The sequence below is a fragment of the Haemophilus sp. SZY H53 genome (assembly GCF_054332375.1).
This window is the reverse complement of sequence record NZ_JBTGNV010000002.1, coordinates 191,315-213,249: the sequence shown is the minus strand read 5'-3', so window position 1 is coordinate 213,249 and position 21,935 is coordinate 191,315. Positions and strand designations below refer to the sequence as shown.

The 21,935-nt window shown below is 39.5% G+C and carries 24 protein-coding genes and 2 tRNA genes; 21 read left to right on the top strand and 5 right to left on the bottom strand.

Going from position 1 to position 21,935, the window contains the following annotated elements:
• The first annotated feature begins 3 nt into the window (after nucleotides 1-3).
• The 13 genes from pal to iscX all read left to right on the top strand — a co-directional run bounded on the left by pal (nucleotide 4) and on the right by iscX (nucleotide 8,038).
• Nucleotides 4-474, top strand: coding sequence for a peptidoglycan-associated lipoprotein Pal (gene pal, locus ACXVWB_RS03195; RefSeq protein WP_014064916.1), 471 nt, complete (start codon nucleotides 4-6; stop codon nucleotides 472-474).
• A gap of 167 nt (nucleotides 475-641) precedes the next feature.
• Nucleotides 642-717: transfer RNA gene (locus ACXVWB_RS03190), tRNA-Lys, on the top strand.
• Nucleotides 718-743: 26 nt separating this feature from the next.
• Nucleotides 744-819: transfer RNA gene (locus ACXVWB_RS03185), tRNA-Lys, on the top strand.
• 124 nt (nucleotides 820-943) lie between these two features.
• On the top strand, nucleotides 944-1,669 hold the full coding sequence (gene trmJ, locus ACXVWB_RS03180; protein ID WP_128787633.1) for a tRNA (cytosine(32)/uridine(32)-2'-O)-methyltransferase TrmJ: 726 nt from the start codon (nucleotides 944-946) through the stop codon (nucleotides 1,667-1,669).
• A 53-nt stretch (nucleotides 1,670-1,722) separates the two neighbouring features.
• Nucleotides 1,723-2,178: a Fe-S cluster assembly transcriptional regulator IscR gene (gene iscR, locus ACXVWB_RS03175; RefSeq protein WP_128787632.1), complete on the top strand. Its 456-nt coding sequence runs from the start codon at nucleotides 1,723-1,725 to the stop codon at nucleotides 2,176-2,178.
• Between the two features lie 63 nt (nucleotides 2,179-2,241).
• Entirely contained in the window at nucleotides 2,242-3,456 is a 1,215-nt protein-coding gene (locus ACXVWB_RS03170) for an IscS subfamily cysteine desulfurase (protein ID WP_128787631.1), read from the top strand.
• A 54-nt stretch (nucleotides 3,457-3,510) separates the two neighbouring features.
• Entirely contained in the window at nucleotides 3,511-3,894 is a 384-nt protein-coding gene (gene iscU / locus ACXVWB_RS03165) for a Fe-S cluster assembly scaffold IscU (RefSeq protein ID WP_005696665.1), read from the top strand.
• A gap of 50 nt (nucleotides 3,895-3,944) precedes the next feature.
• Nucleotides 3,945-4,268 carry an iron-sulfur cluster assembly protein IscA gene (gene iscA, locus ACXVWB_RS03160; protein WP_032822628.1) on the top strand — a complete coding sequence of 108 codons (324 nt, stop codon included), beginning with the start codon at nucleotides 3,945-3,947 and terminating at the stop codon, nucleotides 4,266-4,268.
• A 9-nt stretch (nucleotides 4,269-4,277) separates the two neighbouring features.
• Nucleotides 4,278-4,799 (top strand): Fe-S protein assembly co-chaperone HscB, encoded by a 522-nt coding sequence (gene hscB / locus ACXVWB_RS03155; RefSeq protein WP_289901342.1) that lies wholly within the window; start codon nucleotides 4,278-4,280, stop codon nucleotides 4,797-4,799.
• Nucleotides 4,800-4,873: 74 nt separating this feature from the next.
• Nucleotides 4,874-5,560, top strand: a complete 687-nt coding sequence (locus ACXVWB_RS03150) for a DUF2625 domain-containing protein (RefSeq protein ID WP_049374440.1) — start codon at nucleotides 4,874-4,876, stop codon at nucleotides 5,558-5,560.
• A gap of 40 nt (nucleotides 5,561-5,600) precedes the next feature.
• On the top strand, nucleotides 5,601-7,457 hold the full coding sequence (gene hscA, locus ACXVWB_RS03145; protein WP_289901341.1) for a Fe-S protein assembly chaperone HscA: 1,857 nt from the start codon (nucleotides 5,601-5,603) through the stop codon (nucleotides 7,455-7,457).
• Between the two features lie 45 nt (nucleotides 7,458-7,502).
• The gene (gene fdx / locus ACXVWB_RS03140) at nucleotides 7,503-7,844 is read left to right on the top strand and encodes an ISC system 2Fe-2S type ferredoxin (protein WP_005696659.1); all 342 of its coding nucleotides are present in this window, start codon (nucleotides 7,503-7,505) and stop codon (nucleotides 7,842-7,844) included.
• A complete protein-coding gene (gene iscX / locus ACXVWB_RS03135; RefSeq protein WP_289901340.1) occupies nucleotides 7,844-8,038 on the top strand; it encodes a Fe-S cluster assembly protein IscX in 195 nt (64 codons plus the stop codon). Before fdx ends, iscX begins: the two co-directional genes overlap by 1 nt.
• Before the next feature lie 35 nt (nucleotides 8,039-8,073).
• Here the strand turns inward: iscX and ACXVWB_RS03130 are convergent, their stop codons facing one another.
• The 5 genes from ACXVWB_RS03130 to ACXVWB_RS03110 form a co-directional block, all read right to left on the bottom strand.
• Nucleotides 8,074-8,730, bottom strand: a complete 657-nt coding sequence (locus tag ACXVWB_RS03130; protein ID WP_289901339.1) for a class I SAM-dependent methyltransferase — start codon at nucleotides 8,728-8,730, stop codon at nucleotides 8,074-8,076.
• Nucleotides 8,731-8,805: 75 nt separating this feature from the next.
• Nucleotides 8,806-9,816: a galactose/methyl galactoside ABC transporter permease MglC gene (mglC, locus tag ACXVWB_RS03125; protein ID WP_289901338.1), complete on the bottom strand. Its 1,011-nt coding sequence runs from the start codon at nucleotides 9,814-9,816 to the stop codon at nucleotides 8,806-8,808.
• Between the two features lie 18 nt (nucleotides 9,817-9,834).
• Nucleotides 9,835-11,349, bottom strand: a complete 1,515-nt coding sequence (mglA, locus tag ACXVWB_RS03120; protein ID WP_289901337.1) for a galactose/methyl galactoside ABC transporter ATP-binding protein MglA — start codon at nucleotides 11,347-11,349, stop codon at nucleotides 9,835-9,837.
• Nucleotides 11,350-11,429: 80 nt separating this feature from the next.
• Complete coding sequence (gene mglB, locus ACXVWB_RS03115) at nucleotides 11,430-12,425, bottom strand: galactose/glucose ABC transporter substrate-binding protein MglB (protein ID WP_049355502.1); 996 nt, start codon at nucleotides 12,423-12,425, stop codon at nucleotides 11,430-11,432.
• 180 nt (nucleotides 12,426-12,605) lie between these two features.
• Nucleotides 12,606-13,613 (bottom strand): substrate-binding domain-containing protein, encoded by a 1,008-nt coding sequence (locus ACXVWB_RS03110; protein WP_289901336.1) that lies wholly within the window; start codon nucleotides 13,611-13,613, stop codon nucleotides 12,606-12,608.
• Nucleotides 13,614-13,828: 215 nt separating this feature from the next.
• Here ACXVWB_RS03110 and galT point away from each other — a divergent pair, with 215 nt between their 5' ends.
• The 8 genes from galT (at nucleotide 13,829) to mlaD (ending at nucleotide 21,921) form a co-directional block, all read left to right on the top strand.
• The gene (galT, locus tag ACXVWB_RS03105; protein ID WP_049374436.1) at nucleotides 13,829-14,875 is read left to right on the top strand and encodes a galactose-1-phosphate uridylyltransferase; all 1,047 of its coding nucleotides are present in this window, start codon (nucleotides 13,829-13,831) and stop codon (nucleotides 14,873-14,875) included.
• Between the two features lie 54 nt (nucleotides 14,876-14,929).
• Entirely contained in the window at nucleotides 14,930-16,084 is a 1,155-nt protein-coding gene (gene galK, locus ACXVWB_RS03100) for a galactokinase (protein WP_289901335.1), read from the top strand.
• Nucleotides 16,078-17,103 (top strand): galactose-1-epimerase, encoded by a 1,026-nt coding sequence (gene galM, locus ACXVWB_RS03095; RefSeq protein ID WP_289901334.1) that lies wholly within the window; start codon nucleotides 16,078-16,080, stop codon nucleotides 17,101-17,103. Before galK ends, galM begins: the two co-directional genes overlap by 7 nt.
• A gap of 146 nt (nucleotides 17,104-17,249) precedes the next feature.
• Nucleotides 17,250-18,146, top strand: coding sequence for a CNNM family magnesium/cobalt transport protein CorC (corC, locus tag ACXVWB_RS03090; RefSeq protein ID WP_014064936.1), 897 nt, complete (start codon nucleotides 17,250-17,252; stop codon nucleotides 18,144-18,146).
• Nucleotides 18,147-18,220: 74 nt separating this feature from the next.
• The gene (gene lnt / locus ACXVWB_RS03085; RefSeq protein ID WP_289901333.1) at nucleotides 18,221-19,753 is read left to right on the top strand and encodes an apolipoprotein N-acyltransferase; all 1,533 of its coding nucleotides are present in this window, start codon (nucleotides 18,221-18,223) and stop codon (nucleotides 19,751-19,753) included.
• Between the two features lie 72 nt (nucleotides 19,754-19,825).
• The gene (mlaF, locus tag ACXVWB_RS03080) at nucleotides 19,826-20,620 is read left to right on the top strand and encodes a phospholipid ABC transporter ATP-binding protein MlaF (RefSeq protein WP_289901332.1); all 795 of its coding nucleotides are present in this window, start codon (nucleotides 19,826-19,828) and stop codon (nucleotides 20,618-20,620) included.
• Entirely contained in the window at nucleotides 20,617-21,402 is a 786-nt protein-coding gene (mlaE, locus tag ACXVWB_RS03075; protein ID WP_049355494.1) for a lipid asymmetry maintenance ABC transporter permease subunit MlaE, read from the top strand. Before mlaF ends, mlaE begins: the two co-directional genes overlap by 4 nt.
• 12 nt (nucleotides 21,403-21,414) lie before the next feature.
• Nucleotides 21,415-21,921, top strand: coding sequence for an outer membrane lipid asymmetry maintenance protein MlaD (gene mlaD / locus ACXVWB_RS03070; protein WP_049355493.1), 507 nt, complete (start codon nucleotides 21,415-21,417; stop codon nucleotides 21,919-21,921).
• Nucleotides 21,922-21,935 lie beyond the last annotated feature (14 nt).

The following is a 21,935-nucleotide window of genomic DNA, read 5'->3' as shown; positions in this document are numbered from 1 at the left end:
CTAATGAACAAATTTGTTAAATCATTATTAGTTGCTGGTTCAGTAGCTGCATTAGCAGCATGTAGCTCATCAAACAACGATGCAGCAGGCAACGGTGCTAACAACAACGGCCAAACTTTCGGTGGTTACTCTGTTGAAGATCTTCAACAACGTTATAACACCGTTTATTTTGGTTTCGACAAATTCAACATCGAAGGTGAATACGTTCAAATCTTAGATGCTCACGCTGCATACTTAAATGCAACTCCAGCTTCTAAAGTAGTTGTTGAAGGTAACACCGATGAACGTGGTACTCCTGAGTACAACATTGCTTTAGGTCAACGCCGTGCTGATGCAGTTAAAGGTTTCTTAGCTGGTAAAGGTGTTGATGCGGGTAAAGTATCAACTGTTTCTTACGGTGAAGAAAAACCTGCAGTGTTAGGTCATGATGAAGCAGCATACTCTAAAAACCGTCGTGCAGTGTTAGCATATTAATTTTTAGGGAATTTTCATTCTTAGAAAAGGAGAGAAATTCACTCTCCTTTTTTTGTAAAAAATATATCCTGCTATTGGTGAGTGTTCGTGCAGTTGGTATGATTTCTTCAGATTTTTCTTGCATCCAAAAATAAAATCTGTAACATACAAAGCCATAGCAGTATCACGGGTCGTTAGCTCAGTCGGTAGAGCAGCGGACTTTTAATCCGTTGGTCGAAGGTTCGAATCCTTCACGACCCACCATTTCTCATATCATTATTTAACAGGTTGGGTTGTTAGCTCAGTTGGTAGAGCAGCGGACTCTTAATCCGTCGGTCGAGAGTTCGAATCTCTCACAGCCCACCATTAAAAATCTCATCTATCTTATTATTTCCAATAAATTAAGGAAAAAATCAAATATTTTTTAAATTCTTGACTATATTTAACGGTTATTATGTTAGAATATCCACAAATTTAAGTCGGACATAAAATGTTACAAAATATTCGTATTGTTCTAGTTGAAACATCACATAGCGGAAACATCGGTTCAGCTGCGCGTGCAATGAAAACGATGGGATTATCCAATCTTTATTTGGTGTCGCCAAAATCAGTAGATGAACAATCTATCGCATTAGCAGCTGGGGCAGATGACGTTTTGCAAAATGCTAAAATTGTTGATACTTTTGAGCAAGCAATAGAAGATTGCTCCTTAGTGATCGGTACCAGTGCGAGATTACGCCATCTACAGAGTACGTTGATTGAACCAAGAGAATGTGCTGATAAAGCCTGTGCTCATCAAGGTCAGGTAGCGATTGTGTTTGGTCGTGAGCGTGTTGGGCTTACAAATGAAGAATTACTTAAGTGTCATTATCATTTAAATATTCCCGCTAATCCTGAATATTCTTCGCTAAATTTAGCGATGGCTGTTCAGTTAGTCAGTTATGAAATGCGAATGGCATTTTTAGCAAAAGGTAAAACGGAAAATACTCTTTCTACAATAGAAAATATCTATCCCACAACGCAAGAGATAGAGTATTTTTTAACGCATACAGAACGGGTATATAAATCACTTGGTTTCATTCAAAATCAAGGGGTTATGCAAAAATTGAGACGGCTTTATAATCGTTCCTTTTTGGAGAAAAATGAATTGAATATTTTGCATGGGATGCTAAGTGCCGTTGAAAAACGCGTCAATTTGGAAAAAGGGCAAAGTTGACTATTACAGTCAGATATGTAAACTGCCCAAATGATGATTAATAGGAATATTTTATGAAACTTACATCTAAAGGGCGATATGCAGTTACTGCGATTTTAGATATCGCATTACATGCAGGGTCTACGCCAGTTTGTTTAGCGGATATTTCGGAACGTCAAAATATTTCACTTTCTTATCTTGAGCAGCTATTTGCAAAATTACGAAGAGGTGGATTAGTAAAGAGCGTTAGAGGTCCTGGAGGCGGCTATTGTTTAGCTTTACCACTTGATCAAATATCTATTGGTATGGTGATTTCTGCCGTCAATGAGAATATTAATGTCACAAGATGCCTTGGCAAAGGAAATTGCAAAGGTGGAGTAGAATGTTTGACTCATACTTTATGGCAAGAATTAAGTGATCGTATTTCTGATTTTTTAGATGAGATCTCATTAGCTGAGCTTGTTGAGAAAAAAACAGGAAAACATAAAGCTCACAAAGATTTTGATGATTTGGTTGTAGTCAACCAATAATAGGAAAGTAGATCAAAGTGCGGTCAAAATGGTGGCATTTTTGATAGTTATTTAGGAGTGAAAATGAAATTACCAATTTATTTAGATTATGCAGCAACATGTCCAGTTGATGAACGTGTGGCTAAAAAAATGATGGAGTATTTAACCATTGATGGTGTATTCGGTAATCCAGCATCTCGTTCACATAAATTTGGCTGGCAAGCTGAAGAAGCGGTTGATATTGCACGTAATCAAATTGCGGATTTGATTGGCGCAGACTCACGTGAGATCGTGTTTACTTCTGGCGCAACAGAAGCAGATAACCTTGCAATTAAAGGTGCAGCGCACTTTTATCAAACAAAAGGTAAGCACATTATCACCAGTAAAACGGAGCATAAAGCCGTATTAGATACTTGTCGTCAATTAGAGCGTGAAGGCTTTGAAGTCACCTATTTAGATCCAGAAGCAGATGGTTTAATCGATCTTGAGAAATTCAAAGCTGCATTACGTCCAGATACGATTCTTGTGTCAATTATGCACGTGAATAATGAGATTGGCGTTATCCAGGATATTAAAGCAATTGGTGAGCTTTGCCGTGCAAATAAAACGATTTTCCACGTAGATGCGACCCAAAGTGTCGGTAAAGTAGAAATTAATCTTGCTGAGTTACCGGTTGATTTGATGTCAATGTCTAGTCACAAATTGTACGGACCAAAAGGTATCGGGGCATTATATGTTTGTCGTAAACCTCGCGTTCGTTTAGAAGCAATTATCCATGGTGGTGGTCACGAGCGTGGTATGCGTTCTGGTACATTACCTGTACACCAAATTGTTGGTATGGGTGAAGCTTATCGTATTGCAAAAGAAGAAATGGCGACAGAGATTCCTCGTATTAGAGCTTTACGCGATCGTTTATATAATGGCTTAAAAGAAATTGAAGAAACCTATGTAAATGGTTCAATGGATCACCGTGTAGCAAATAATTTGAACATCAGCTTTAACTATGTTGAAGGTGAATCATTGATGATGGCATTACGTGATGTGGCAGTTTCTTCTGGTTCGGCTTGTACTTCAGCAAGTTTAGAACCATCTTATGTATTACGTGCATTAGGTCGTAATGATGAATTAGCACATAGCTCAATTCGTTTCACACTTGGTCGTTGGACAACGGAAGAAGAAATTGATTACACCATTAATTTAACACGTAATGCAGTAGCAAAACTTCGTGAATTATCGCCACTTTGGGATATGTTCAAAGAAGGTATTGATTTAAACACTATTGAGTGGGCAGCCCACTAATTTTCAAGGCGGCTTGACCGCTTGATAGCAACTTATTTAGGAAAGGAAAAGAATATGGCATACAGCGAAAAAGTTATCGATCATTACGAAAATCCACGCAATGTTGGTTCAATGGACAAAAAAGATAATTCAGTAGGAACGGGTATGGTTGGCGCACCGGCTTGTGGTGATGTTATGCAGTTACAAATCAAAGTAAATGATAGTGGCATTATTGAAGATGCGAAATTTAAAACTTATGGTTGTGGCTCTGCGATTGCATCAAGTTCTTTAATTACCGAATGGGTGAAAGGTAAATCTTTAGATGAAGCAGGTGCAATCAAAAACAGCCAAATTGCGGAAGAACTTGAATTACCACCGGTAAAAGTTCACTGCTCAATCTTAGCAGAAGACGCAATTAAAGCCGCCATTGCTGACTACAAAAATAAACAAGGTAAGTAATCAAAGTGCGGTTGAAAATGACCGCACTTTATCAATTTAAGGATCAGAATATGTCTATAACACTCACTGAAAAAGCGGCACAACGAGTTCGTACTTTTCTTGAAAATCGTGGAAAAGGCATCGGTTTACGCTTAGGTGTAAAAACATCAGGTTGTTCGGGTTTAGGTTATGTGCTTGAATTCGTTGATGTGCTCAATGATGACGATCTTGTTTTTGAGCAGCATGGCGTGAAAGTGGTAGTCGATCCAAAAAGCTTGGTTTATTTAGATGGCATTGAGCTAGATTATGTCAAAGAAGGCTTGAACGAAGGCTTTAAATATAACAATCCAAATGTGAAAGAATCATGTGGATGTGGTGAAAGTTTCCATGTTTAAGGAATAAAGATGACAAATCCTTTTGCTATTTTTGATTTGCCCGTTGCTTTCAATGTTGATCAATCGCTTTTGTCTGAACGCTATTTAGTGCTTCAAAAGAGTTTGCATCCGGATAATTTTGTTACGGCAGATGCACAAGAACAACGCATTGCAATGCAAAAATCAACAGAAGTTAATGATGCATTAAAAACCTTGAAAGACCCAATTTTACGTTCGGAAGCAATTATTGCATTAAATACGGGAGAAGCACAGGATTTAGAACAAAAGAGCACACAAGATATGGCATTCCTAATGCAGCAATTAGAATGGCGAGAAGAGCTCGAAAATATTGAGCAAAGCCAGGATGAAAATGCATTAGAATCCTTTGCGAAACGCGTTAAAAAAGAAACAAAAGAAATGTTGACCGCACTTGAAGCTCAGCTAAATGAGCAACAATGGTCAACTGCTGCACAGTTCTGTGATAAATTACGTTTTCTAAAAAAATTGGCGGATGAAATTAGCCAAGTAGAAGAACGTCTATTTGAATTATAATCTTGAGGGCGTTTAATACGCCCTTTTCGCTATTGATAAATGGGCAGCGGCCCTCATACTAATGAAACTCGATTATGCAAACTTTAGAACAACTGACTGATGCCTCAAAATCTGCTTGGGGAACCATTTCCCAATGGATTGAGCATGCTCGTAATCATTGTGATGTGATTAAAAAAGATCAATCTAGCGCAGAACGTGAGCTTTTCACCATGCAAATGCCCACTTCTTCTCCAATGGGAGCGGTCATTTATGAAACTGGCGGCATTTTAATCCATCATGGTTGGTTGCGTATATTGGGGTCAGGCAGTTTTAAATTACCACGTGGATTAATGGACTGGAATTTCAGCAAATCCTTTAATCAATCAGGTGATAAACCAAAATATTTGCTTGTTGCGGACGATGTCATTGGTGGTTATTTTGCTTTAAATGGTGGCTCTTTAGGTTCTAATCTTGGCAAGATTTATTATTTTTCGCCAAAAGATTTAACTTGGCATGATTTAAATTTTACCTATACGGATTTCTTAGCTTGGGCATTAAATGGTGACATTGAAGCATTTTACCAAAATCTATTTTGGCAAAATTGGCAAGAAGATGTAAAACAACTCGATGGTAACCACATGATTGTTTTTACACCAGAGCTTTCAGAAGATAAGACGACTGATATTAATCAGCGTGAACGACGCGAAGTCAACATTGAAACCCATTACAACGCAAGTTTCACTGAACAAGATAAATTTGCACAAGCTTATTCAGTGGCATAACGAGCCCTTAACGAATTAATTATTAGAGATAAAAAGAGATATGGCATTACTCCAAATTGCAGAGCCAGGACAAACGGCTGCACCACATCAACATCGTCTTGCGGTAGGGATTGATTTAGGTACAACAAACTCTTTAGTTGCCGCAGTGCGTAGCGGTCAAGCCACCATTTTGAATGATGAACAAGACAGAAGCCTTGTGCCTTCAGTCGTCTACTATGGTGAAAATGAAAAACTTGTTGGTACAGAAGCATTTGCAAAAGCTGCAATTGATCCTAAAAATACGATTATTTCTGTGAAACGGCTGATTGGACGTAGCCTTGATGATGTGCAATCTCGTTATACCAATTTACCCTATGAGTTTGTGGCAAGTGAAAATGGGTTGCCATTATTGGTGACACATCAAGGTAAAAAAAGCCCAATTGAAGTCTCTGCGGATATTTTATCTCGTTTAAATCATATTGCAGAACAACGACTTGCAGGTGAGCTTTCTGGCGTGGTGATTACCGTACCTGCCTATTTTGATGATGCTCAACGCCAAAGTACAAAAGATGCGGCACGTCTTGCAGGGTTAAATGTATTACGTTTATTAAATGAACCCACTGCTGCAGCAGTGGCTTATGGCTTAGATAGCGGAAAAGAAGGTGTCATTGCTGTTTATGACTTAGGTGGCGGTACCTTTGATATCTCAATTTTACGCTTGTCTAAAGGTGTATTTGAAGTTTTAGCAACAGGTGGGGATACCGCTTTAGGTGGTGATGATTTTGACCATTTAATTGCCGATTGGATTGTTGAGCAAGCAGGTATTCAACCACAAAATGTAAATGAGCAGCGTGAGCTTTTAAGCTTAGCGACCCAGACTAAAATTGCTTTAACGAGTGAGCAAAGTGCGGTCATTTCTTGGCGAGGATTTGAAGGTGAGTTAAGTCGTGAGCAATTCAATGAATTAATCCACTCATTGGTAAAACGTTCTTTATTAACCTGCCGTCGAGCATTGAAAGATGCGCATGTTGAAGCTGAAGACGTACAGGAAGTGGTTATGGTTGGAGGCTCAACTCGCGTGCCTTACGTACGTGAACAAGTAGGCGAATTCTTTGGTAAAACCCCATTAACCTCTATCGACCCAGATAAAGTAGTTGCCTTAGGTGCGGCTATCCAAGCAGATATTTTAGTGGGCAACAAAAATGACAGCGATATGTTGTTACTCGATGTTGTGCCGCTTTCTTTAGGTATTGAAACCATGGGTGGTTTAGTGGAGAAAATTATTCCACGTAACACCACGATTCCAGTGGCTCGCGCGCAAGAATTTACTACCTTTAAAGATGGTCAAACTGCAATGACGGTACATGTGGTACAAGGGGAGCGTGAGTTAGTGGATGATTGCCGTTCTTTAGGTCGTTTTACGTTGCGTGGTATTCCGCCAATGGTGGCAGGCGCGGCTCATATTCGAGTGACTTATCAAGTGGATGCGGATGGCTTATTAAGTGTAACCGCCATGGAAAAATCCACAAAAGTCCAAGCATCGATTCAAATTAAGCCTTCTTATGGTTTAACGGATGAAGAAGTAACGGCAATGATTAAAGCCTCTTTTGATAATGCACAAGATGATATGCAAGCCCGTGAATTAGCCGAGCAACGTGTTGAGGCTGATCGTGTGATTGAAAGCGTGATTGTGGCCTTACAGCAAGATGGGGCAGACTTATTAACCGAAGCTGAATTCCGCCAAATTGAAAATACATTGAAACAATTAATGGATGTAAAAGAAGGAACAGATCGTCATGCTATCGTCCAGGGAATCAAAGCCCTTGATATCGCGACTCAAGAATTTGCGGCAAGACGAATGAATAAATCCATTAATCAAGCGCTGACAGGTAAATCTGTATCAGATATTGAACAATAAAGTGCGGTTATAAATTAACGAGTTTTTTATATTGAGGAAAGTAATATGCCAAAAGTGATTTTTTTACCAAATGAAGAATTCTGCCCAGAGGGTATGGTGGTTGATGCAGCAGCAGGCGACAACTTATTAGAAGTGGCACATAATGCGGGTGTGGAAATTCATCACGCTTGCGATGGTTCTTGTGCTTGTACAACGTGCCATGTGGTTATTCGTGAAGGGTTTGATTCATTAAATGAAGCGAGCGATCAAGAAGAAGATATGTTAGATAAAGCATGGGGTTTAGAAATGGATAGCCGCCTTTCTTGCCAATGTGTCGTGGGGGATGAAGATTTAGTGGTGGAAATCCCTAAATATAATATTAACCATGCGAATGAGGCGGCTCACTAATGAAATGGACTGATGCCCAACTTATCGCAGAAGAGCTGTATGATCGTAATCCAGATTTAGATCCTAAAACGGTACGTTTCACGGATTTGCATCAGTGGATTTGTGAACTAGACGGTTTTGATGATGATCCAATGAAATCTAATGAGAGTATTCTGGAAGCGATTTTGTTGAAATGGTTAGATGAATACGAATAAGCCTGATTACACAGGCTTATTATATTTTTAATTAGTTAATCTGATAGTTTTTGTATATAAAGTTGATAAACGGGTAACATCTGTAAAACATGGAGTTTTTGCTGATAGATATTGACGTAAGCATCGACAGCAGGTTTTACTAGGTGGTAGTAGTTTTGTTTGCCATTTTCTTCTGGGCTCCATAAATAGTCATCAAAAGCAATAATACCATTATTTTTTACTAATTTATGGGCTAAAATAGCATCAAATAGTACATCTGGAGCTTCATGAGAACCATCTACATAGATAAAATCAAATTTTCCAGCTTCGCCTTTTGCTAATAGTTCAATCATTTTAGTATGGGAATATCCCTTATGTTTGATAATATTAAGGGATTTTCCGCATCGTTTGGCATAAATCATTAATGTTTGAATATTCTCATTGAAAGATTGCTCAATAGAACTCATATCCCACTTTCCTTGATGCTCTAATCCACCTTCCCAAGAATCAATACAATGAATCTCTATTTCATTATGGTATTTAAGCATTTCCTCAGTAAAAAAATGCGTTGAACGCCCTTCAAATGAACCAATTTCTAAGATTCTTTGAGGAGTAAATTGTTCAAAAATATAGGATAGGGGAGGGATATTATGAGTAAACCAGTCAGTACTGAAATTGACAGTTAAATTATCTTTAGTTACGTTGTTTGACATTTTAAATCCTTAGATTGATTAAATATAAACCGCACTTTATTGCTAAAGTGCGGTTATTTTTATCGTTATTTTTAATTATTTTTTCTTCGCGTATTTTAAGGAGTCAATAGCAACCGCGAGGATGATAATGCTACCTTTAATGATATATTGCCAGTAAGGGTTAACACCGATGTAAGTTAAACCATAGTTAATAACGGTGAAGATGATAACACCCGTGATTACGCCGATAACAGTACCCACACCACCAGCGAAAGATACACCACCTACTACGCAGGCAGCAATCGCATCTAATTCATACATGAAACCAAGGTTGTTGGTAGCACTACCGATACGGCCAGCTTCTAACATACCACCGAATGCATAGAACATACCAGAAATCATGTAAATTACAACAAGGTTACGTGCTACGTTTACGCCAGATACTTTTGCTGCTTCAGGGTTACCACCGATAGCAAAGATATTTTTACCGAAGCGTGTTTTATTCCACATCACCCAAACTAAGAATGCACAAATTGCCGCATAGATAGTGATGTAGGATAATTTGAATGAACCGAGTCTAAAGAAGCCTTGTGCGAAGTTAGAGAAAGATTCACTGAAGCCAGCAATTGGTGAGCCACCTACGCCATCGTAATAAAGTGAGTTAAAACCGTAAACAATGATCATGGTACCCATGGTTGCAATGAACGGAGTTACATTGAGATAAGCGATAACTAAACCATTCACTAAACCGATTACAGCACCTATCACACAAACAGTCAGGATAACTACTGGAATCGGAATTTCACCTAAATCCGGGAACACGCGGTTCATGTTTTCCATTGATTGTAAGAGGGTAGCAGAAATAACCGCCGCTAAACCGACTTGGCGACCGGCTGACAAGTCGGTACCTTGAGTGACAAGCAAGCCTGCAACACCAAGGGCGATAATAAGGCGGACGGATGATTGAGTTAAAATGTTACTAAAGTTGCGAACATTCAAGAATGTTGGATCTTGTGCGATGATGATGCCAAGTAAAATCAACAACACAAAATAAATCGCATTTTGTTTTAAGAAATCGAATGATTTATTTTTTGGTAAGGCACTCATAATTTGTTCCTTTATGATTTATAAATATTTTGCGGCAAGTTGCAAAATTTCTTCTTGAGACGTTTTTGCCGTTTCAACGATGCCGGCAACACGACCATTACTCATGACCAAAATTCGGTCTGTTACGCCTAATAGTTCCGGCATTTCTGATGAAATCATAATGATGCCTTTATCTTTTTTAGCGAGTTCTTGAATGAGCTGATAAATTTCAAATTTTGCCCCAATATCAATACCACGAGTTGGTTCGTCGAGCATTAAGATATCTGGTTGGGTTAAAAGCCAACGGCCGATAATGACTTTTTGTTGGTTACCACCAGAAAGCGATCCAATCGTTGTTTTGTGAGAAGGGGTTTTCACGTTCATCGCATCAATCACCCATTGCGTATCGCTCGCCATTTTTTTGTTGCTGAGCAATTTCCATGGGGTGAGGTAAGATTTCATATTTGAAATCAAAGAGTTAAATTCAATACTTAGGTTTGAATAAATCCCGGTTGAACGACGTTCCTCAGTCACCAAAGCAAAACCGTGGTTAATCGCCTCAAGTGCGGTATGATTTTTCACGATTTTTCCGTTGAGTTTGATCGTCCCTTCTTTTAATTCGCGTACACCAAAAATGGCTTCCACAATATCAGTTCGTTTTGCACCAACAAGACCTGCAATACCTAAAATTTCACCTTTGCGTAAATTAAAGGAAACATCTTGAATGGAAGGTTGATTCACCGCAGTTAAATGTTCCACTTCAAGCGTGATTTCTTTGGGTACGTTAGTTTTTTCAGGGAAACGTTGTGTTAATTCACGGCCAACCATCATTGAAACAATTTCTTCCATGGTGGTGCCTTTAACTTCAACGGTATTGATCCATTTACCATCACGAAGAATGGTGATTTCATCACAAATTTTGAAGATTTCATCCATTTTGTGTGAAATATAGATAATGCCACAACCGCGATCTTTTAATTTTTGAATAATTTTGAAAAGATGTTCCACTTCTTTTTCTGAAAGTGAGGATGTTGGCTCATCCATAATTACGATTTTAGCGTTATAAGAGAACGCCTTCGCAATTTCGATCATCTGCATTTGTGAAACAGAAAGTTTGGCCACTTTTTCTCTTGGATCAACATCAATATCCAATTCATCGAAAATCGCTTTGGTATCACGATACATTTTGGCGTGATCCACAAAAGGACCTTTAAGTGGGTAGCGACCCAACCATAGGTTATCCATTACACTGGTTTGACGCACCAAGTTAAGTTCCTGGTGAACCATTGAAATCCCATTTTCAAGGGCTTCTTTTGATGTTTTAAAATCAACAGGTTTGCCTAAGAATAAAATTTCACCTTCGTCTTTTGCATAAATTCCGAAGAGGCATTTTAATAATGTCGATTTACCCGCCCCGTTTTCGCCCATTAAGGCGTGAACAGAGTGAGAACGAACTGTTAGATTGGCGTGATCAAGGGCTTTTACACCGGGGAAAGACTTACTGACATCCGTCATTGTCAGTAGTACATCACTGTCTTGGGTTTGAGTTGTCATATCCAACCTCATCAAAAAGGGGGGAAAGGGAATTTGGGTTTCCTTTCCCCCCTAAAATTAAAGAAAAGCAATAGATTTTCTTATTTTAAGAATTCACTTAGGTTATCTTTATCCACACCAACATAAGGGATACGTACCACACGGTTTTCTAATTTCCATTGTGTACCTTCTGTTGCTGTTTTACCGCTAGCAAGGTTTGCAGAAAGTTGAACAACTGCTTTACCTTGGTTAACGCCATCGTTTAACACAGTACCTGCAATTTCGCCTTTCTTAATTAATTGAAGTACCTCTGGTAACGCATCTACACCAAAGATTGGTAGTTTTTTACCGTGAGCTTTGGTTGCTTCTAGTGCGCCTAATGCCATACCATCATTATTTGAAATAATCATTTCAATTTGATTGGCCTTAGAGCTAGATAACCAGGCGTCCACTTTATCTTTTGCCATTGCGGCATCCCACATACCGGTATCAATAAATAATTGTTCGGTTTGGATACCTTTAGCATTTAATTGCTCAATCACATATTTAGTACGCGCTTCAGCATCCGGGTGGCCTGGTTCACCTTTTAATAATACATATTGGATTTTACCGTCTTTGTTTAAGTCTAAGTCTGGCATTGCTTTCCATTGTTTCGCAATTAGATCACCTTGGATTAAACCAGATTCTTTCGGATCAGTACCAACATAGTAAGCTTGGTCATAGATACCAATTGCTTTGGCGCCCGGATCTTTATTGAAGAAAACAACAGGAATGTCATCTTGTTTCGCTTTCTTGATAACAGTTGAAGCGGCTGCCGGGTCTACTAAGTTAATCGCTAAGGCTTTCACACCTTTAGAAAGCAAACCATCTACTTGGTCGTTTTGAATAGATTGTGCATTTTGAGAGTCATTCATTAATAACTCAATGCCGCCAAGGGCTTTCGCTTCTTTATCGATTTCTTTACGCATCAATGACATGAAGTTGTCATCATATTTATAAATGGTAACACCAATACGGTTATCGGCTGCGAAACCTGAAGTTGCTGAACTTAAACCGATTGCTAAAGCGACCGTACTTAATACTGCTGTTTTTTTCATAAAAACGCTCCTATGTAGAGAAAGAGATTTTATTGTTGATTTTTTATATATCAAATAGAGGAATGTTGCGTACATCTATTGCAACTGAATGCATCATAACGAAATCAAAACTGTTAATCTGTGATCAAACTCACATAAATGAAAACGATTACATAGCAATGTTTAAATTTGTGATCTACATCACGGTTTTATTGCATTTTCTACGGAAAAACGTCTCACCAATGTTGGATTAAATTGAACAACAGTCGGTGTGACAATAGACGAATCGACTAAACTTAACGCTAGTTTTGCCGCATAATTTGCCATTAAATCAATTGGATAGCGAATTGTAGTGAGTTTGGGGATTAAATACCGAGCAATCGGCATATCATCAAATCCTACAATGGAAAATTGTTTCGGGACTTTGATATTGTTTTCATTTAAAACAGAAATTGCACCAGCTGCCATGGTATCGTTATAGGCCACCACAGCGGTTAAATTGGAGTTGTAGCTTAATAAATCAATCATGGCTTTTTCACCGCCTTCAAAATCAGGTGAATTATGCACAATGGCTTGTTCTACAATGGGGAAGTTATGCGCTTCTAAGGCCTCTAAGTAGCCTTCCTTACGTTCTGTTTCATCTAAAATACCGTGATTGGAACCTATGTAGGCGATATGCTTATGACCATAACGAATCAGCATTTCAGTGGCAAGATAGGTACCTTGACGGTTATCAAGGCTGACGCAACGATTTTCATAACCCGCAATCACGCGGTTAATTACCACCATACCGGGTACATTTTCTAAATAATGCTGTAACGCTTCGTCAGAAAGGGCTTTGGAATGAACGACTAGACAGCTACAACGCTTGCGTAGCAAGGTATCAATTGCTTCACGCTCTTTTTCTGCATGATGGTATCCAATGCCAATCAAAATCGTTTTTTGATGTTCTTCAGCGACTTTATCGACCGATTTAACCAAGATAGCAAAGAACGGATCCGTTACATCGGTAACCACCACGCCAATGGTATCAGTATTTTGTACTGCCAGAGCTTGTGCGTTTGCATTGGGTTGATAATTTAAGACTTCCATAGCGCGTTGTACCGAGTAACGGGTTTTTTCACTCACAGATGGGGAGCGATTAATCACCCGGGAAACAGTGGCAACCGACACGCAAGCTAATTCAGCAACATCTCGAATTGTAGGCATAACAGGGCTCTCATTCATTTTTTCATAGCAATTATCATAGTAAATTTGAATAAAATTGAAAGCGGTTACTTTCAAAAATGCTACATTCGTCACAAAAAAGTGATTGAATGAGCGGCTTATTTCCTGATTTTGTGATAATGATCACGGTTTATTTTTTTTAATTTGTTATCTTATGAGAAAATTTTTTGTAATCGTTTACATTTTGGAGCAAAAATATGAGCGAAACCGTATTTGAACCGACAGATCATCCACATCGTCGTTATAATCCGTTAATTGACCAATGGGTTTTAGTCTCGCCACATCGTGCTAAACGTCCATGGCAGGGGCAACAAGAAAAAGTGAGTGAGGAACAAAAGCCAAGCCACGATCCAAATTGTTATCTTTGCCCGCGTAATAAACGTATCACGGGCGAACCTAATCCGGATTACCATAAACCTTATGTATTCAAAAATGATTTCTCGGCTTTATTAGAAGATACACCCGCGCCAGAGCAATCAGCCGATCCTCTTTTCCAAATGAGCCAAGCTCGTGGTGAAAGCCGTGTTATTTGTTTTTCGCCAGATCATAGTAAAACATTGCCGTTATTGACCGCACTTGAAATTGAAGAAGTGATTAAAGTGTGGCAAGAGCAATTGCGTGAACTGGGTCAAAAATATCAGTGGGTACAGATTTTCGAAAATAAAGGCGCGGCAATGGGATGTTCCAATCCACATCCGCACGGACAAATTTGGGCAAATAGCTTTTTACCGAATGAAGTCGCACGTGAAGATGTTGCTCAACGAAATTATTATGAAAAACACGGTTCGGTACTTTTAGTGGATTACGTTCAAAAAGAATTAGAGAAAAAAGAACGTATTGTGGTGGAAACCGAGCATTGGGTTGCGGTTGTGCCTTATTGGGCGGTGTGGCCGTTTGAAACCCTGTTGTTGCCTAAATTGCATGTAAAACGCTTAACAGAATTAACTGAAGCTCAAGCTAAAGATCTTGCCGTGATATTGAAAAAATTGGCAACGAAATACGATAACTTATTTGAAACGTCTTTCCCTTATTCGATGGGCTTCCATGCAGCACCATTTAATGGTGAAGATAACGAACATTGGCAGCTTCATGCACATTTTTATCCACCATTGTTGCGTTCAGCTACGGTTCGCAAATTTATGGTGGGTTATGAAATGCTAGGTGAAAGCCAACGTGACCTCACCGCTGAACAAGCGGCAGAAAGATTACGTGCGTTAAGCGAAGTACACTATAAAGAACGTTAAGAAATCCTTTCCCTCTTGAGTTAAGAGGGAGTGTGAAAGAGAAAGGAAAATAATATGACTCCAGTTCAAAAATCCCAACACATTTTTACGCAAAAATATAACAAGCAACCTGAACTGACCGTATATGCACCAGGTCGTGTAAATATTATCGGCGAACATACCGACTATAATGATGGCTTTGTGATGCCTTGTGCGATCAATTATGGTACAGCTATTGCAGGATTAAAACGTGCTGATCATATTTGGCATGTTTATGCCGCCGATCTTGATCTTGAGGATACCTTTTCTCTTGATGAAGATTTCCCTCAAAGTGAGCAAAAATGGGCGAATTATGTGCGTGGTGTCGTGAAATTTATTCAAGAACGTTGCCCACAATTTAAACAAGGTGCTGATTTAGTGATTTCCGGAAATGTGCCACATTCTTCTGGTTTGAGTTCTTCTGCTGCTCTTGAAGTAGCGACGGGTAAGTTCTGCCAACAACTCAGTGATTTACCTTTAACACATACAGAGATTGCTTTAATTGGTCAAAAAGCTGAAAACAAATTTGTAGGCGCAAATTGTGGGAACATGGATCAATTAATTTCGGCTTTAGGACAAAAAGATCATCTCTTAATGATTGATTGCCGTAGTTTAGAAACACAGCCAACGCCTGTGCCGAAAGATGTCGCTGTTATTATTGTGAACTCAAATGTACCGCATGATTTGGTGACGGGTGAATACAATACACGCCGTTGGCAATGTGAAAAAGCGGCAGAATTCTTTGGTGTGAAAGCGCTGCGTGATGTGTCAGTAGAAGAATTCCAAAAAAGAGAAGCAGAATTGACCGCACTTAATTCTTTAGTGGCTAAACGTGCACGCCATGTGGTGACTGAAAACCAACGCGTACTTGATGCCGTTGAAGCCTTAAAACATAACGATTTAACAAAATTAGGTGAATTAATGGGGCAATCTCACGAATCAATGCGCGATGATTTCGAGATTACCGTGCCGCAAATCGATTATCTTGTTGAACTCGCTCAATTAGTGATTGGTAAAACCGGTGGTGCGAGAATGACAGGCGGTGGTTTCGGTGGCTGTATTGTTGCCCTTGCGCCTCATGATAAAGTCGAAGCCGTGCGTAAAATTATTGCCGATAATTATGAAAAACAAACGGGTTTAAAAGAAGATTTCTACGTTTGCACAGCCTCACAAGGAGTGAGTCTATGCTAGAAAAAACGGCGTTCAATGCACCAGATGGACAGCCTTATCAACTTGTTCAACTCACCAATTCAAATGGCATGATCGTGCAATTTATGGATTGGGGAGCCACTTGGCTTTCTTGTAAAGTCCCTGTGAATGGTGAGTTGCGAGAAGTGTTACTTGGCTGCAAAGTGGAGGATTATCCTCATCAAACTGCTTATTTGGGCGCAAGCGTAGGGCGCTATGCAAACCGTATTGCTAACGCCAAATTTGAATTAGGTGAGCGAACAATTCAGCTGGTTGAGAATCAAGGCAAACATCAATTACATGGTGGTAAAGAAGGCTTTGATAAACGCCGTTGGAAAGTGGAAGAGTGCGGTCAGAATTTTGTGCGTTTTTCCCTTGTGTCTCCCGATGGTGATCAAGGTTTTGAAGGTAATGTGCAGGTTAATGTGCTTTACACACTGACTGATGAAAATAGCGTAAAAATTGAATACGAAGCAGAAAGTGATAAAGATACCGCGCTTAATTTAACAAACCACGCTTATTTCAATTTAGAAAATGCTGAGCAGGGCTGTGATGTGCGAAATCATACACTACGCCTTAATGCGGATTTTTATCTGCCGGTTGATGGTGAAGGCATCCCAAATTCACCACTTAAGCATGTGGTGAATACTAGCTTTGATTTTCGTGTTGCAAAACCAATCGTAAAAGATTTTCAACAAGGCGATCAAGTGGTAACAAAAGGTTACGATCATTCCTTTATTGTCAATAAAGCATGGCAAAAGCCTTGTGTATTATTGACTTCCCCTAATGAAGATTTAAGCCTTGAAGTACTCACATCCCAAGCGGCGTTACAGGTTTATACGGGAAACTATCTTGCCGGCACTCCAACTCGTGAAGATAGCACTTATCAAGATTTCAATGGCATCGCCCTTGAAACCCAATGTCTTCCCGATACCCCAAACCACCCCGAATGGCAAAATTATGGCGGTATTCAAAAAGCAGGTGAACGCTATTACCAGTGGACAGAGTTTAGGTTTAAATAGTTTAATCAATTAATAAAAGTGCGGTTAAAAATTACCAAGTTTTTAACCGCACTTTATTTTCAGCCATTTAGCTTAAGTTTTTTGCGATTTTTGTCAAAATATGCTACTTTTTACGCAGTCAATCCGACAGTAACGCATTTAATTTTATGAACGAAGAACATTCGAGTAATCAAACTGAAACAACTAAAAAGTCTTTTTTCCAATCACTTATTGGCCGCTTTTTCCAAGGTGAGCTGAAAAACCGTGAGGAACTCGTGGAGGTGATTCGCGATTCAGAACAAAACGATTTAATCGATCAAAACACTCGTGAAATGATTGAAGGAGTAATGGAAATCGCTGAGCTTCGTGTACGCGATATCATGATTCCTCGCTCGCAAATCGTATTTATTGAATCGAATCAAGATCTCGATGCTTGTTTGAATACCATTATTGAATCCGCTCACTCTCGTTTTCCTGTAATTGCAGATACGGATGACCGCGATAATATTGAAGGTATTTTGCACGCGAAAGATTTGCTTAAGTTTTTACGTGAAGATGCAGAAGAATTCGAGTTGTCCAAGTTATTACGTCCAGTCGTGATAGTGCCGGAAAGTAAACGTGTCGATCGTATGTTAAAAGATTTTCGCTCTGAGCGTTTCCATATGGCGATTGTGGTGGATGAGTTTGGTGCAGTATCAGGTTTGGTGACTATCGAAGATATTCTCGAACAAATTGTCGGTGATATTGAAGACGAATTTGATGAGGAAGATGTCGCGGATATTCGTCAGCTTTCTCGTCACACTTATGCGGTGCGTGCATTAACAGATATTGATGATTTTAATGCCCAATTTAATACGCATTTCGATGATGAAGAAGTGGATACCATTGGTGGTTTAATCATGCAAGCCTTTGGGTATTTGCCTAAGCGCGGTGAAGAAATTACCTTAGAAAATATTCAATTTAAAGTGACCTCTGCCGATAGCCGTCGTTTGATTCAGGTACGTGTAACCGTGCCAGATGAGCATTTGTCAGATATGGAAGGTGTAGAAGAACAAGCTGAGTAAGTTACTCAGTTTGACCGTATTCTTGGCCCCCTCTTTGCTGAAGAGGGGGAATATTTTTTTATAGTATGGATAAAATGAATAAATTAGTCGTTTATCTTATAGCCTTGATTTCTGGGGTAATTGGCGTATTTGCTTTTTCACCGTTTGATTATTGGGGATTAGCCTATGTATCCTTAGGCGGATTACTTTTTGTAGCGAAAAATGCCAAAAAATCAACCGCACTTTTTGCTACTTTTTTGTGGTCGATGGGCTTTTTCTGTTTTGGTGTAAGTTGGTTAAATGTTAGCATTCATCAATTTGGTGGGGCTTCCCTTGGTGTGAGCTATCTCTTGGTGGGCTTACTTTCGGCCTACCTAGCACTTTATCCAATGCTTTTCACTTATTTCGTGCAGCGTTTTCAGGTGCAAAGTGCGGTCATTTTTGCTGCGATTTGGACATTGACTGAATTTTTGCGTGGTTGGGTGTTTACCGGTTTTCCTTGGTTACAATTTGGTTATACCCAAATAGACAGTCCGTTTTACGGGATTGCGCCGATCTTTGGTGTCACGGGGATGACATTCTTTACCGTTTGGGCAAGTGCGGTCATTTTTAATCTTGTTTTTTCACTATCGAAAAAACAATGGAATTTAGTCAGTGTGAATGCATTGCTCTTATTGGTTGTGGGTGGATTAAGCGCTTATGCTGGTAAGATGAATTTTGTTCAACCCAAAGAAGGTAAAGGACTAACTGTCACGCTTGCACAAGGCAATATTGAGCAAAATTTAAAATGGGATCCTGAATATCTTTATGCTACAGTAGACATCTATCAAAAACAAATTTTGACACATTTAGGCAAGTCTGATTTGATTATTTTACCTGAGTCAGCATTGCCAACCCTTGAAAATGCGATTACGCCATTTTTTGAAGCTTTAGATAAAGTCGCAAAAGAGAAAAACACGGAAGTAATGATTGGTACCGTATATCGTGATGAGCAAAGCGGTAAATTATTAAATTCGATTGTGACGGCTGGGAATTCTGATTTTCCTTATGAGTTGACGACAAAAAATCGTTACAGCAAACATCATCTCGTGCCATTCGGTGAATATGTGCCGTTAGAAAGTTTGTTGCGCCCACTTAATTCCGTATTTAATTTGCCAATGTCTGCGTTCCAAAGTGGCGATGCGGTACAGCCATCTTTTATGGCAAAACAACATGCTTTTGCGCCAGCTATTTGCTATGAAATTATTTTTGGTGAGCAACTTCGTGAAAATCTGAAAAAAGAAACCGATTATTTGCTGACGATTTCTAATGATGCATGGTTTGGTGATAGCATTGGCCCTTGGCAGCATTTACAAATGGCTAGAATGCGCGCGCTCGAATTAGGTAAACCATTAATTCGTGCAACGAATACAGGGATTTCAGTGTTTATTGATGCAAAAGGTAACATTGAAGCGCAAGCGCCTCAATTTGAGGAAACAACGCTGACCCATAAAATGGTGCCAACAGAAGGCAAAACGCCTTATGCAGCATTAGGTAATTTACCTATTTATGTGTTGTCATTAATTTTTGTGTTATTACGTGGCTTCACGACGTTATTAAAACGTCGCTTGAACCTTTCACAAAAATAGCAGTCAAAACGACCGCACTTTTTTAACGTGAGAGAAAAATAAATTTCTTCTTATAAAACCAATGAGATTTTAATGAATAAAAATCTAATCGAAGTCAAAAACCTGACCTTTAAACGAGGTGAGCGTGTGATTTACGATAACCTGAATTTGAAAGTCCAACAGGGCAAAATTACGGCCATCATGGGGCCATCAGGGATCGGAAAAACCACGCTACTGAAATTAATTGGCGGTCAGTTGCATCCTGAACAAGGCGAGATTTTGTTTGATGGACAAGATATTTGTCGTCTTTCAAATCGAGAGCTTTATGAAGTGCGTAAACGCATGGGAATGTTATTCCAATCAGGTGCATTATTTACGGATATTTCAACGTTTGATAACGTGGCATTTCCGATTCGCGAGCATACGCGTTTACCAGAAAGTCTAATTCGTCAAATTGTATTGATGAAATTAGAAGCAGTGGGCTTACGAGGTGCGGCAGATTTGATGCCTTCGGAGCTTTCTGGGGGGATGGCGCGTCGTGCAGCATTAGCTCGAGCGATCGCACTTGACCCAGATTTAATCATGTTTGATGAGCCGTTTACAGGGCAAGATCCAATCAGCATGGGCGTGATCGTGAGCTTAATTAAACGCTTGAATGAAGCACTGAAGTTAACCTCTATTGTGGTTTCCCATGATGTGAATGAAATATTAAGTATTGCAGATTATGCCTATATTATTGCGGATAAGCATGTGATTGCCGAAGGAACATCAGAGCAACTGCTCGCGAGCCAAGATCCGCAAGTGGTGCAGTTCTTGAAAGGTGAAGCGGATGGTCCGGTAAAATTCCATTATCCGGCAGGTGATTATGTGGAGGAATTATTTAAATGATTGTTGATATGATTTCTTCACTTGGACGAAGCGTAATCAAATTTTTCCGTGCATTAGGCCGATCCGGCTTTATGTTGTTTGGTGCGTTAGTCGGTAAGCCACAAATTCGTCAACATTTTCCTTTATTAGTGAAGCAGTTGTACGTATTAGGTGTACAGTCGTTATTAATTATCCTGCTTTCAGGTTTATTTATTGGTATGGTGTTAGGTTTACAAGGCTATGTAGTCTTGGTAGATTTTTCTGCAGAAACCAGCCTTGGTCAACTTGTGGCACTGTCTTTATTACGTGAATTAGGTCCAGTAGTGACCGCACTTTTATTTGCGGGTCGAGCGGGTTCAGCACTAACGGCTGAAATTGGCTTGATGAAAGCCACAGAACAACTTTCCAGCCTTGAAATGATGGCAGTCGATCCATTACGTCGTGTGATTGCACCGCGTTTTTGGGCGGGCGTGATTGCGATGCCAATTCTTGCGATTCTCTTTACCGCGATTGGTATTTGGGGCGGCTCGCTTGTTGGCGTGGATTGGAAAGGTGTCGATGCAGGTAGCTTCTGGTCAGTGATGCAAAATGCTGTCAGCTGGAGCTATGACATTCTAAACGGATTTATTAAAAGCGTATTTTTCGCCATTGCGGTGGTGTGGATTGCGTTATTCAATGGTTATGATTGTATTCCAACATCTGAAGGTATCAGTCAAGCCACAACTAGAACAGTTGTCCACGCATCACTTGTGGTACTTGGGCTCGATTTCATCTTAACTGCCATTATGTTTGGGGCAGGCTAATAGGGTATTTTTATGCGACAAACAATTAAATATGAATTTTGGGTAGGCTTATTTTTACTACTCGGTATCGCTGCGTTAGTGTTTCTAGGCTTACGCGTAGCAAATGTACAAGGTTTTGGTGAAACAAAATCTTACACAGTGACTGCAACTTTTGACAATATTGGTGGACTAAAAGTCCGAGCGCCACTTAAACTTGGTGGGGTAGTCATTGGTCGCGTGTCTGATATTAAGTTAGACGAAAAATCGTACTTACCAAAAGTCAGTATTGCGATTAATGAAGAATATCAAGAAATTCCGGAAAACAGTTCGTTATCGATCAAAACATCGGGATTATTGGGGGAGCAATATATCGCTTTAAGCATGGGGTTTGATGATGGTGAAACCGCAATGCTAAAAAACGGTAGCCAAATTCAAGACACGAAATCCGCAATGGTATTGGAAGATTTAATCGGTCAGTTCCTTTACGGTGATAAAAAAGTAGATGGTAATGCTGACAAAGCAGAACCAGATGTAAAATAATAATCTTTATTTGG